This window comes from Aequorivita sp. H23M31, assembly GCF_004022485.1.
Taxonomy (GTDB): Bacteria; Bacteroidota; Bacteroidia; order Flavobacteriales; family Flavobacteriaceae; genus Aequorivita; species Aequorivita ciconiae.
In genome coordinates this window covers 2,310,828-2,323,568 of record NZ_CP034951.1, presented here as the reverse complement: position 1 = coordinate 2,323,568, position 12,741 = coordinate 2,310,828, and the positions used below count along the sequence as shown (strand labels likewise).

Genomic DNA, 12,741 nt, shown 5'->3' with positions numbered 1-12,741 from the left:
TACCAGGGTTTTAAACCTCTAGTCTTGGCTATCGATTCCTAGCAGCGCAGCGGTCTTGGTTAATTGCTTAATCAATACTGATAATTCTTTCATAAATAAGCAGTACGAACGCTGCTTATTTTTTTTGCCCACCCGAAAAGATTACTTTTGTGCCCTAATTTCTAGAAAATATTCATGAGTCCATTTGCTGTTAAGGCTATCCAGCTTCTTCTAAGCTTATCCCTATTAATCGTGCTGCACGAATTGGGACATTTTATTCCCGCTAAAATATTTAAGACCAGAGTAGAAAAGTTCTATTTATTCTTTGACGTAAAGTTTTCATTATTCAAGAAAAAAATCGGCGAGACCGTTTATGGAATTGGCTGGCTTCCGCTCGGTGGATATGTTAAAATATCCGGAATGATTGACGAGAGCATGGACAAGGAGCAGATGGCCCAGCCACCACAGCCTTGGGAATTCCGTAGCAAACCAGCCTGGCAGCGACTAATTATTATGCTTGGTGGAGTAACCGTTAATATTATAGTTGGGTTTGTAATCTATATGGGATTACTTTATTTCTATGGCACGAATATTACCACCAATGAGGATATTCCCCAGGGTTTTGCAGTTACCGAGCAATTTAAGGAATATGGTTTTCAGGATGGGGACCATATTTTAAAAGTAAATGGAGAACCTTTTAAGGATGTTCTGGAAATTAACAGGTATCTTTTCTTAAGAGATGTTTCTACTGTTGAGGTTAGACATGCCAATGGCGAAGTGGAAACCATAAGCGTTCCGGACAATGTGGGAACCGAAATGTTTAAGAAGGACATTCTTTTTCCTTTTACACCCCGCACTAGTACAGTTTTAGATTCTGTTTGGAACGGTTTTCCCGCAGAGAAAGCTGGAGTTCAAAAGGAAGATAGAATTGTCGCGATTAATGGGAAAGAGGTAACGTACTGGGACGAATTTGAAAAGATTGCCAACGCGAACAAGGATAAGCCTAATACTTTGGTGGTTGAAAGAGACGGTCAATTGGATACTCTAACTGTTATACCGGATGATAAGGGAACTTTTGGTATCACTGTCTCTAAAAAAGAACTGTTTGATCAGTTTGGCAAAACAAAGATAGATTATACGTTGGGAGAAAGTGTGGTGGGTGGATTTGGATACGGATTCAATACCCTTAAGGATTATGTGTCCCAATTTAAATATGTTTTCACCAAAAAGGGCGCAACGCAAGTAGGAGGTTTTGGTGCTATCGGAAATCTCTTTCCGGCCACTTGGAGCTGGCAAAGCTTTTGGGATACTACAGCCTTGATATCCATTATCTTGGCCTTTATGAATATCCTTCCTATACCTGCATTAGATGGTGGTCACGTCGCTTTTCTTTTATATGAAATAGTTTCAGGTAGAAAACCGGGAGATAGATTTATGGAGTATGCCCAGATGGTGGGATTCTTTATTTTGATTGCCCTGTTGCTCTTTGCGAATGGAAATGATATTTATAGATGGTTGTTTGAAAAGTAAACCATTTTTTAAAAATTGATACTCACCCCGTTCGAAAGTCCGGGGTTTTTTGTGATTCTGTTTTTCTATTCGTCCTAATCACAACTACCGCTTTTTTAGTTTAACTGAAGGTTTTAAAAATACCTGAGACCGGATAGATGGCTTTATACGGATATCACTGCAATGGCCATTCTCTATACCTTGGTGCTTCTTCCTTAAATTCCTGACCAATATTATAGATGATCAAAAGGTTTCTACTAATATAAATATGGGGAGGTATTTGCAGGATCTTTAATTTTCATTTTTCCGTAGCAATTCCTTGACTAAATTGAGTCTGAAATCTCACTCTTTGATCATAATAATAATTATGTCTTTTGTGGTAAAAACAAAAAAATCGGGAAATACATCTAGTACAACCCGATTATTTAATTCATCCGAAGAGTGAGCTTTAAAAGGCTTTCCGAAATGCAATTATTCTTTTACCAACTTCTGTGTTATTATCCCCTTGGAAGTTGACATTCTGAGGTAATAGATTCCGGTGGATAATCCAGATATATCCAAGTTCATTTCTTTTTTATTCACCTTAGTCACCTTTAATGCCGATTTTCCGCTTGCATCGATAACATCGATAGTGCGGATGTTATTGGTTCTGTTAAAAATAGTAACGAAATCTGTTGAAGGATTTGGATATACAGAAAAATTATCTACTTCAAAACTTAAATTTGATATGCTTGCTGTACCAATATAATCGTATGTATAAATGTAATCGCATATATAGGATAGATTCCCTTGGTCATCTTCGGTATACCAATGTTGAAGAGTAACCATATTATTCATCTCTACCATGCTTTTCTTTTCTGATTTAACTTCAGGATTTAGCGGCAGTACTAATTGTTCTACAGTATAATCAAGGTTATATTCATATTCATTCTTGTTGGTTACCCTTGTGCCACTTTTGTACTCCCACTTAATGCAGTTTTGGTTATCATCATAATAAAACCAGTCGCCACCGGGAGTATCCCAAGAAAATCCGTTCCAGAAAAATTGATGTGAGGATTTTAAGGTACTGTCAGGGTTATAATCATAAACAATCTTCCAAGAATTTTCCCAAGAGCCTGAGTTCCAATTATCCTGCGCAAGTTCCTCTACTACTTTCCCTTCGGTGTTGTAAGTAAGGGTAGCTTTTTCAAATAAAGTAGTGCCACCCATAAGCAGGTTCCATCTTACAAGTCTATCGTTTTCGTACTCGTAATTATAAATTCCACCAAGGGTAAACGTGGTTCCCCCAAAACTGTTATAGTTTGAACGAGAAAGACGATTTCCATTAGCGTCATAGGTATATTCAATATAGGAAACGTGTGTCCATGAACCATTTATAAGCTGATACCCGTCGATTTTGGTAATGTTATTGGAAGCATCGTATCTAAGCGAATCTTTAACCATGGTTCCATTATCCATAAGGATGTGGGTAGCCTTAAGCAATTGGTTATCGTTATAACTGTAGATTTCGTATTCAAGGTCATCAGAAGATCGCACTTCTGCCAGTGAATATTCCTTTTGGATATTCTGCGAAAAACCTGCGACAGAAAAGATTCCGGTCAGGCAAATGAGGAGAGTTCGTTTCATAATACTGGGGGTATTTAGATTTGTTAATTAATTCACAAAGTTACGGCGCATTTTTAAACCGAGGTTGGATAAGCGTCTTTAAATTCAACCGTCAAATACGTAAATTATACAGACTTATTTACTTTATTTTCGTCTTAAAACAGCAGCTTTTCTTTTTTAATTAACCTTGGTCATACCCTCTAAAAGTATAGAAATTCTGAACATGATTGAATGTTTTTTGCAAGATTGACATTAATTTAACTAATTATCCTCCTTAGTTAAACAATATATCTTTTTAAAGTTATTGTGTAAAATGGAAGATAACATATTAAACTAAAAGCGGAAACTGATAAATGTCAGACTTTTATACGGCTTCAATCTGCTAAAAACCGCAACGGAGAAGAATTTGGATTTAAAAGGGATAAGATTAATTTTTAATATTTCGGCAAATTTTAAGGGGATGGAGGTTATAATTTTAAAGATCCTAGTCATAAACTCCAATTAAAATCTTAGGTGGTTAAGGTGTTGTTGACAAGAGTTGATTTTTATTGGAAAGTATTTGGCGTTTTAACAGGGTTTTTTTTGAGTTTACCTGTTAAAAGCGGAAATTTACTTCCTTGAATTTTTTTAACCTAATTTAAAACTTTAAAAGATGAGGAAAATTACCTTTTTAACCAAGAGCTTGATTCTGGCCATGGTTTTGTTTGGCACCGCCGAGATCCATGCCCAAATCGAGTTGAAAGTACTCACCGAAATGGGAAGTCGTTTCAATGATGTTAACGATTCGGGATTTGGAGTTACTGTTTACGATTATTACGATTTTGAAACAAACGTCCTTTCCCCAATCGAGACGGATGCCTTCATGGTACAGTCGGTCAACAATGATGAAAATGTTGCTGGTTTTATGATGTATGATGAGGACGAGTTTATCCTCCAAGCAGGGTACAGAATGGAGGGCGTTTGGAACCCAATCGGGTTTACTCCAGAACAGGACCCCTACGATTATGACGAAAATACTACTTACGGAATTTCCCCAAACAGCAAGTATATTACCGGTCAATCAAACCAAGGTCTTAATTATGGTGGTTTTCTATATGACACCGAAACGGAAGAACTAATACTTACCATGGATCCAGAAGGAGAAGCAAGTGCCTCATACGCTGTGAATGACAACGGTATTATGGTGGGATGGGTAGATCGTCCTGACGGCGGTGGGACTCTTCGTGTCCCAGCATACAGAACTTTGGATGGCCAATATCACTTTGTCCCAGAAGGTCAAATGCCTGTTTATAATGTAAACACAATTAACGATATAAATAGCAATAATGTAATGGTGGGTGATTTTGACCTTCATCCTTTTGTCTATGACCTATCTAGTGAAACCTTTACAAGTTTTGATATCCCTGATGGAGCAGATGCTGCAGCTTTTACAAGTATTTCTGAAAATGGAGTAGTAGTAGGATTTGCCGAAGTCGGCTTTCAAATAAGAGACGCGATTATTTACCACCCGTCCCTTGGTGATCAACCGCTTTATTTAAAAGATGTTTTAGCAGATAACGGTGTTGCCGTCAACACGGATGACGGACTTTTGGGTACTGCGATAGCAATTTCCCCGAACGGAAAATATGTTGCAGGTTGGGTAAACGGACCACCACCATTCGCTGAAGGTTGGATGGTTTATCTTGATGATCTTGTCTTGGGAACTAATTCTGTTTCGCAAAATACTATCTCGTTCTATCCAAACCCTGTAATTGATGTAATGAACATTAACGCCAAAGAAACTATTGATTCAGTTGAGGTTTACACAATCGCTGGTCAAAGAGTTTTTAATGTAACTTCAAATAGCACTAATACTCAATTGGATTTTTCCGCTTTGTCTAGTGGAGTTTACTTTGTAAAAGTTTCAAGCAGTGGTGCTTTGGAAACTATGAAGGTGGTGAAACAGTAGAAAGCTTTTCCTATTTGATTTTTAAATTATTGATCCCTTTTCATATTTTTGGAAAGGGATTTTATTTGTTTTGGCTCAATCCAGTTACTTTAAAGTCAATTTAATGTGGAATTTTTTATATACTTTATAAAATTGGTTGGCCAAATTTTACGCAGATACTACATAAGAAATCCTTTTATTTTTTCAGGTGTCTATCTCAGTATCATTGCAAAATGATATCACTATCAATGTTCAATTTTTGATGCAAACCCTTTGCAATATTTAAGGTGATTTCCCTATTTCCATTCAAATAATCACTGATTCTTGAAGCACTTGTATTTAATAGGATCGCCAAATCTTTTCTTTTTAAACCCATTTCAAACATCCGTAACTCAATCATTTCTTGTAAGCTTGGAAGACCAATGGGAAAATTGATTGCCTCATATTGTTCGATGACATCACTCACTTCTATAAGCTCTTTCATTTGCGATGCGTCTTCAAGCGTATCATTGCTAACCTCTTTAAGAAGTGTTTCCAAGCTAAGATTAGCTTCAATGTATTCTTTGTGCGTAACGGTTTTCATGGTATCTATAATTTGTCGATATTCTTAATTCTGTTGTATTCTTTATGACTCCCTACCCAACGTATATAAACTCTTTTGATCTTAAATAAGACGATAGCTACAATTCTATAATGATTTCCTTTAATATTGAATACAAACCTATCGTTCCCAGCACTGTCGGCGGAACTAAAGGTATTTTTTAGGTCTGCAAAATTTGTCCATTCAACTTTTTTGTGATTTTATACCAGTCCCGCAATGTCGTAGTGGCGTTTGGTTCGCTCTCAAAATAATCTCTTAGTTTTTTGAATGAAACGATGTGCATTGGTAAGGATTCTGGCTTACAAAGATAAATCAAAAATTACATATTAGGTTATTTAATTACATATATTGTAATGAAATATGATTTTTATCATTCTCCAAAGTTGAGCGTAGATTAAAATAATTCATAATTATTCTACATTTCTGTAAAGGCTTGACTAAGGCCGCCCTTCGATGCCCTCCGCCTACTCAGGATAAACCTTTCGCCCAAAGAACTGATATTCCAGGAAAAAAGCCTCTACATTTCTGTAAAGGCTTGTTTTGACTAAGTTCCTCTTTCCCGATGGAAATCGGGACAGGCTTTGGGCTCCCTTCCAAGCGCTCCTATGTTTCCATACTCAGGATAAACTTTTCGTCAATAGGTAATGCCATTAAAAACAAAAGCCTCCACATTTCTGTGAAGGCTTGTTTTGACTAAGCTCCTCTTTCCCGATGGAAATCGGGACAGGCTTTGGGCTCCCTTCCAAGCGCTCCTATGTTTCCATACTCAGGATAAACTTCTCGTCAATAGGTAATGCCATTAAAAACAAAAGCCTCCACATTTCTGTGAAGGCATGTTTTGACTAAGCTCCTCTTTCCCGATGGAAATCGGGACAGGCTTTGGGCTCCCTTCGATGTGCTCCTAACGTCGCTTACTCAGGATAAACTTCTCGCCCAAAGAACTGATATTCCATGAAAAAAGCCTCTACATTTCTGTAAAGGCTTGTTTTGACTAAGCTCCTCTTCTTGGGCTCGAACCAAGGACCCTCTGATTAACAGTCAGATGCTCTAACCAACTGAGCTAAAGAGGAATTTATGTCTAGCCATTTGCAAACCTTTGAACGTCGAAACAGTTGCTTGGGTTGCGTAGGCGGGTGCAAATATAGCCTATTTTTGATTTGTGCAAAACAAAATATTTATTTTTTTTCATTTTTTTCAGATTGGCCGTAAAGTCGGATTTTAACCATAATTAGATTTGGGCTTTTCAATATTACGATCCTCAAAATTCTTAACAAGAACACAATTTTAAAAGAAGAACAAATATTTGTTTTAATTTTAAAATAAAAATCCATCTATGTACTATCGAAAAAAGAGAGGCAAAGGTTTCACTTATCAAGATGAAAAAGGAAAAACAATTAAAGATGAAGAAACACGGGAATGGATTAAATCTTTGGTTATTCCGCCAGCTTGGACGGAAGTGGAGATAAGCGAGAATCGCAAATCCGATTTATTGGTTACCGGTCGCGATGATAAAGACAGAAAACAATACATCTATCATCCTAATTACACAAAAAGGCAGAACGCCAAGAAGTTTGATCGCATAATAAACTTTGCCGACCAGTTGGAACATATGCGCCGAGTAACCGGACAACACTTGCGAAAGCGTAAATTAAATAGGGAAAAGGTCCTTGCCACCATGCTCCGGTTAATGGAATCGGCATTCTTCCGGCCGGGAAGTGATACTTATTCCAAAGAAAATGAATCCTATGGCTTAACTACGATGCGCCATAAACATCTTACCATAGACGGAAGTGAAATTATTTTCAATTATGTGGGCAAATCGGGGCAGGAACAGGAAAAACATATAGATGACAAAAAATTAGCTAAGATTATCCAAGAAATTGACGATATGCCTGGCTATGAGATTTTTAAATATTTGGACGAGGATAATAATATTGTCAAAGTAAAAAGTGACGATTTAAATGCCTATATCCGCGAAATAATGGGTGAGGAATTCTCCGCCAAGGATTTTAGAACCTGGGCGGGAACCATGATCGCAGCCATCGCTCTTGACGAACTGGGAGTGGTGGACAAAAAGGACCAAAAATCAATGGACAAGAATATTAAAGAGGCCGTGAACCGTGTTTCGGAAAGATTGGGAAATACCCCTTCGGTTGCGAGAGGTTCCTACATTGATCCCCGAATTATCGATGATTATATGCACGGACGTACCCTCAAATATTTTGAAAAGGAAATTAACCAATTACTTAAAAAAGCAGAAAATCTATCGAAGGCAGAAATAGGGGTTTTGTGTATGCTCAGAAATAGGCTGAAAAGTAAATGAGACAAGTTTTATCGTCCAAATTCGGTTATAAAATCCGTCCACAGCCATACTCGTCAATCTTTAACCGAGGAACATTCAATAAAAACTCTTCTTACTCCATCGTTTATAATTAGGGTTTTTATATCATCCGCCCATTCAATTTGAAAATTATAGGTGCCGTTCTCAAGTCCCGCGTGAATGGCTTCTGGTCCGGCATTGGCCAAATTGTTCTCCACAATTAAAGTATGGTTTCCCGAGTTGAAATTCCATTGAACATCACCCTGGTCATAGTCAATATCTATCCCAGTAACCCGCCACTTACATTTTTGAGGTGCCGAATTCCGTTTAGAGTTTTAGTTGGATTTGAGCATCCTCACTGCAGTTTATGAATAAAAATAGACTCAGAATTATCAAGAAACTTAGTTTTGTGATTTTCATGAGTTTCGTTTTTAAGTAATTCTTAATAGACGCAATGGCTGGGAGAGTGTTGCATCGGGGTAGTGCCAACGGTATAAGCGCAGTAGCGAGATTGACATACTGACTTTCCAGCTTATACCAGGTTTTAAATTTGTGAAATTACTTTCGGGTGTTGCATTTAGCCTCTATTTCTTTTTAACTTTGGCAGGTATAGGCATTTCGCTAATATTCCTGAACCAACACTTCGGTCGGGATTTGCAAAGTGGCACTCAATTTCCTAATCATATTTAATGTCAGTTTGCGTTTTCGGTTAAGGATTTCGCTTACTCGACTTGTAAAGCCTATAACTTCTGCGAGGTCTTTTTGATTCATTCCCATTTGTTCCATTCGGAATTTTATGGCCTCGATTGGGTCAGGCATTCCTATTGGATAATGTTCATCTTCGTACTTTTCGATAAGTATTGAAAGCACCTCTGCCTCATCACCATTAGGTGTATCCGCATCAGCTTGGAAAATGGATTTTAACCTTTCCAATGCGTTTTCATAATCGTTTTCCGATTTAATTGCTTTAATTCCCATATCATATATTATTTGCATCAATTATCGTATTCTTGGTGCGTACCAATAAAAAGTATGAAAACCCATTTTCGAGGATAATTTATCTCAACTATCAATCGGTATTTATTTCCACAAATATTGAATACTACTCGGCTATTTTTGAGAACACTTGCTGATGCGTACTGATGTTTGATTTCGTTAGGATTCTCCCAATTTGCCTTTAGGGTCTCACGATACCATGCGGAAAGTTGTTGTTCGCAATCTGGATTTTGTTTCCAATATTCCCGTAATGTTCGTTTAGCGATAACTCTCAAAATAGATTCTTTATGCGAAGATACAAACAAAATTCCCAAAATGGTAATTTACTGACGAGACTTTGTTGTTATGCTCAACCTGTTCTTAAACCCGATTTATACCTTATGTCGTCCATCTCGTAAATATATACCATCTCCCCAACCCTTCTTTATGGCAAACCCCAATAACCGAAAATTTCATCCCTTCCATCAGTAAAATCACATTCCGGAATTGGGGTATCTGAATCTCCACCACAAACTAAATTTCGAAATGGATTTTATTTAAAATCGTTACCGTATGAGCATTGCAGTTTCCCCTGCATCTGTTTCCCATTTTCCCCAATTGTTGATAAACATTTGACAACAAAATCGCCCTCCCTCAAAAAGCAGTGGATATAATATTGATATTTATCCCTCACATTTTTTCAATAATTCCTTACTTCATTATTATGGAAATTACCCACGTTATTAAAAGAGATTCTACCACGAAACTCTTTCATATCCAAAAAATTACAGAGGCTATCCTAAAAGCAATGAATGCCTCAAAACATGGAGGGCCCGAGGATGCCCAACGGATTTCTGAGCGAGTGTATGCCGCTTTGATGGAAAGAAAAAGAGGAGATGGAAGATATATTCCTACTGTTGAGGAGGTTCAGGATTTGGTGGAAAATAAACTGATGGAAAGCGGGTTTTTCGATGTTGCCAAAGGATATATTCTCTACAGAAATCAGCAGACCCAAAAACGAAAACTGAACATCTTTGAAAAACGTATAAATCTTAAACCCTACGAATATCCAGCACTTTACGAATATGTGCCGGCAATACGCCATTCTTATTGGATCCATACCGAATTCAACTTTACCAGCGATATCCAGGATTTTAAAACTCGTCTTAACGATGTGGAGCGCAATGCCATCAAAAATACCATGCTTGCCATCTCACAAATTGAAGTGGCGGTAAAAAGTTTTTGGGGCGATATTTATCATAGAATGCCCAAACCGGAAATTGGCTCGGTAGGAGCGACTTTTGCGGAAAGTGAGGTTCGCCATCATGATGCCTATTCCCATCTACTCGAAATTTTAGGCCTAAATGAAGAATTTAAAAACCTAAAGAAAAAGCCTGTTATTATGATGCGGGTCCACTATTTGGAAACTGCGCTGAAAAACGCCAAAAGTGATGATAATAAAGAATATGCCGAATCTATCTTGTTGTTTTCCCTCTTTATCGAACACGTTTCCCTCTTTTCGCAATTCCTGATTATTATGGCATTTAATAAGCATAAAAATATGTTGAAGGGAATTTCAAATGTGGTGGAAGCGACTTCAAAGGAAGAACAGATTCATGGGGATTTTGGAATTGATATTATCAAAATAATCAAAGAAGAAAATCCAGAATGGTTTGATGAAGGATATAACAGCATGATTCAGGAAATGTGCAAGGAAGCCTTTACTGCCGAAAGTAGAATTGTGGATTGGATATTTGAAGATGGCGAACTAGACTTTCTTCCTAAATCGGTAGTGAATGAATTTATTAAAAACCGCTTCAATAATTCCCTAGAAAGCATCGGAATAGAAAAGATATTTGAGATAGACGAAAGCCTTTTGGGGCAGACCGAATGGTTTGACGACGAAATTATCGGGACCAAACACGGCGATTTCTTCGTAAAGCGCTCTATCAATTACAGTAAAAGAACCCAAAGTATAACCAGTGATGACCTTTTTTAAATGAACAACCAAAATCTTACTCTCGACAATCTCCCTTCAAAAGTAAATTCAGAAACAGACAATCTTATAAATGCCCGTAAAGAAGCGCTTCTTATAAAGGAAGAAAGCAATAAACAAGGGTTTGAATGGCTTACCGAACACAGTCGTAATTTCTTGGCTTCAGGATATTTAACACCTGGGATAAAAGCAGAAGAACGCATACGCGAAATTGCTGATAGAGCCCAGGAAATATTGGGAATTCCAGGATATTCGGATAAATTTTATCACTATATGTCTGAAGGGTTCTTCTCCTTGGCGTCCCCTGTTTGGTCTAATTTCGGAAAAAAGAGAGGACTTCCAATTAGTTGTTTCGGCTCGCATATTGACGATGATATGGGCAATATCCTTTACACCCAGTCCGAAGTTGGTATGATGTCCAAACTTGGCGGGGGAACTTCAGGGTATTTTGGAAAAATCCGTCATCGCGGGGCAGAGGTAAAAAACAACGGACAAGCTTCCGGTGCGGTCCATATTATGCAGTTGTTTGAATCTATGGTGGATGTGGTTAGTCAAGGTTCAGTTAGACGCGGCCGGTTTTCACCCTATCTACCCGTTGAACATCCAGATATTATGGAGTTCTTGGAAATAGGAACGGAAGGAAATCCAATTCAGGAACTTACACACGGAGTTACCGTAACAAATGAATGGATGGAGGAAATGGTTGCTGGCGATGTTGAAAAACGTTCCATCTGGGCAAAAGTGCTTCAGCGAAGAGGTGAAATGGGCTATCCATATATCTTCTTTAAAGACAATGCCAATAATTTTGCGGCGGATGTTTATAAGGATAAGAATCTGCCAATTTATGCCAGTAACCTTTGTACCGAAATCATGCTGCCTTCAAATGACGATTGGTCTTTTGTGTGCGTTCTTTCCTCAGTAAACCTATTACATTATGACAAATGGAAAGATACCGATGCGGTGGAAACCATGGTGTATTTCCTTGATGCCGTCATTACCGAGTTTGTTGATAAATTGGAAGAATACCGCGATTCTGAAAGCAGGGAAGACAAACAGACTTTCCTATTTATGGAACGCGCCTATAACTTCGCAAAAGACAACCGCGCTCTTGGTCTTGGAGTTCTTGGTTGGCATTCGTTATTGCAATCGAAAATGCTTCCGTTAAACAGTGCCAAAGCCTACGATCTTAACAGTGAGATATTTAGGGTCATCAAGGAAAAATCCTATAAAGCATCCGAAGAGTTGGCAGAAAAATTCGGTGAGCCAGAAGTGCTTAAAGGTTACGGAAGAAGGAATGCTACGCTTAATGCAATTGCTCCTACTACTTCTTCAGCGTTTATTCTGGGACAGGTTTCCCAAGGTATCGAACCAATATGGTCCAATGTTTATGTGAAGGATATCGCCAAAATAAAAACAACTATCCGAAATCCATTTTTGGAGAAATTGTTGGAGGAAAAAGGAATGAATACCTTAGAAGTTTGGCGAAATATTCGCGACTACGACGGCTCCGTTCAGCACTTGAATTTCTTGACAGAGGAAGAAAAAGATGTATTTAAAACTTATTCCGAAATAGATCAGATGGATTTGATCTATCAAGCAGCCAACCGCCAAAACCATATCGATCAGGGACAGTCGGTGAATATTATCGTACATCCAGAAATGCCGGTGAAGGAGATAAACAAAATTCACGTGACTGCTTGGAAACTGGGATTGAAATCTCTTTACTATCAGCACAGTATGAATGCCGCGCAGAAGTTTGCCCAGAAGAAGGATTGTGCCAGTTGTGAGGCTTAATTTTTAGATTGTAACGTTTTTTAAGGAACAGGTCC

Annotated in this window: 10 protein-coding genes, 1 tRNA gene and 1 pseudogene; 5 read left to right on the top strand and 7 right to left on the bottom strand. The window is 38.0% G+C overall.

Translation table 11 applies throughout. The features are described 5' to 3' along the window. The first annotated feature begins 174 nt into the window (after positions 1-174). On the top strand, positions 175-1,509 hold the full coding sequence (gene rseP / locus EI546_RS10145) for an RIP metalloprotease RseP (RefSeq protein ID WP_128250432.1): 1,335 nt from the start codon (positions 175-177) through the stop codon (positions 1,507-1,509). Between the two features lie 450 nt (positions 1,510-1,959). Here rseP and EI546_RS10140 read toward each other — a convergent pair whose 3' ends face one another. Next, positions 1,960-3,114 (bottom strand): T9SS type A sorting domain-containing protein, encoded by a 1,155-nt coding sequence (locus EI546_RS10140; RefSeq protein WP_128250431.1) that lies wholly within the window; start codon positions 3,112-3,114, stop codon positions 1,960-1,962. Positions 3,115-3,745: 631 nt separating this feature from the next. Here EI546_RS10140 and EI546_RS10135 point away from each other — a divergent pair. After that, complete coding sequence (locus EI546_RS10135) at positions 3,746-5,041, top strand: T9SS type A sorting domain-containing protein (protein ID WP_128250430.1); 1,296 nt, start codon at positions 3,746-3,748, stop codon at positions 5,039-5,041. Between the two features lie 202 nt (positions 5,042-5,243). On the opposite strand, the gene EI546_RS10130 is transcribed toward EI546_RS10135, so the two are convergent. From EI546_RS10130 to EI546_RS10120, 3 genes and pseudogenes are all read right to left on the bottom strand, one after another. Next, positions 5,244-5,603: a helix-turn-helix domain-containing protein gene (locus tag EI546_RS10130; RefSeq protein ID WP_128250429.1), complete on the bottom strand. Its 360-nt coding sequence runs from the start codon at positions 5,601-5,603 to the stop codon at positions 5,244-5,246. A 5-nt stretch (positions 5,604-5,608) separates the two neighbouring features. Next, positions 5,609-5,755 (bottom strand): annotated as a pseudogene (locus EI546_RS16495) (type II toxin-antitoxin system HigB family toxin); the annotation flags it as partial. 862 nt (positions 5,756-6,617) lie between these two features. Then, a tRNA-Asn gene (locus EI546_RS10120) sits at positions 6,618-6,691 on the bottom strand. 263 nt (positions 6,692-6,954) lie between these two features. Here EI546_RS10120 and EI546_RS10115 point away from each other — a divergent pair. Next, on the top strand, positions 6,955-7,944 hold the full coding sequence (locus EI546_RS10115) for a DNA topoisomerase IB (RefSeq protein WP_128250428.1): 990 nt from the start codon (positions 6,955-6,957) through the stop codon (positions 7,942-7,944). Positions 7,945-7,997: 53 nt separating this feature from the next. Here the strand turns inward: EI546_RS10115 and EI546_RS16245 are convergent, their stop codons facing one another. From EI546_RS16245 to EI546_RS10105, 3 genes are all read right to left on the bottom strand, one after another. Further along, on the bottom strand, positions 7,998-8,159 hold the full coding sequence (locus EI546_RS16245) for a hypothetical protein (RefSeq protein ID WP_164905218.1): 162 nt from the start codon (positions 8,157-8,159) through the stop codon (positions 7,998-8,000). A 403-nt stretch (positions 8,160-8,562) separates the two neighbouring features. Then, complete coding sequence (locus EI546_RS10110) at positions 8,563-8,919, bottom strand: helix-turn-helix domain-containing protein (RefSeq protein WP_128251589.1); 357 nt, start codon at positions 8,917-8,919, stop codon at positions 8,563-8,565. Between the two features lie 17 nt (positions 8,920-8,936). Further along, positions 8,937-9,251 carry a type II toxin-antitoxin system HigB family toxin gene (locus EI546_RS10105; RefSeq protein WP_240673095.1) on the bottom strand — a complete coding sequence of 105 codons (315 nt, stop codon included), beginning with the start codon at positions 9,249-9,251 and terminating at the stop codon, positions 8,937-8,939. 389 nt (positions 9,252-9,640) lie between these two features. Here EI546_RS10105 and EI546_RS10100 point away from each other — a divergent pair, with 389 nt between their 5' ends. Both EI546_RS10100 and EI546_RS10095 read left to right on the top strand, forming a co-directional pair. Beyond that, positions 9,641-10,915: a ribonucleotide-diphosphate reductase subunit beta gene (locus EI546_RS10100; protein WP_128250426.1), complete on the top strand. Its 1,275-nt coding sequence runs from the start codon at positions 9,641-9,643 to the stop codon at positions 10,913-10,915. Further along, positions 10,916-12,706, top strand: coding sequence for a ribonucleoside-diphosphate reductase subunit alpha (locus tag EI546_RS10095; protein ID WP_128250425.1), 1,791 nt, complete (start codon positions 10,916-10,918; stop codon positions 12,704-12,706). The last annotated feature ends 35 nt before the right edge of the window (positions 12,707-12,741 follow it).

Coding starts and splice junctions, on each gene's coding strand:
- EI546_RS10100 (WP_128250426.1), top strand. CDS start 9,641: ATGGAAATTACCCACGTTATTAAAAGAGATTCTACCACGAAACTCTTT.
- EI546_RS10110 (WP_128251589.1), bottom strand. CDS start 8,919: ATGGGAATTAAAGCAATTAAATCGGAAAACGATTATGAAAACGCATTG.
- EI546_RS10135 (WP_128250430.1), top strand. CDS start 3,746: ATGAGGAAAATTACCTTTTTAACCAAGAGCTTGATTCTGGCCATGGTT.
- EI546_RS10115 (WP_128250428.1), top strand. CDS start 6,955: ATGTACTATCGAAAAAAGAGAGGCAAAGGTTTCACTTATCAAGATGAA.
- rseP (WP_128250432.1), top strand. CDS start 175: ATGAGTCCATTTGCTGTTAAGGCTATCCAGCTTCTTCTAAGCTTATCC.
- EI546_RS10130 (WP_128250429.1), bottom strand. CDS start 5,603: ATGAAAACCGTTACGCACAAAGAATACATTGAAGCTAATCTTAGCTTG.
- EI546_RS10140 (WP_128250431.1), bottom strand. CDS start 3,114: ATGAAACGAACTCTCCTCATTTGCCTGACCGGAATCTTTTCTGTCGCA.
- EI546_RS10095 (WP_128250425.1), top strand. CDS start 10,916: ATGAACAACCAAAATCTTACTCTCGACAATCTCCCTTCAAAAGTAAAT.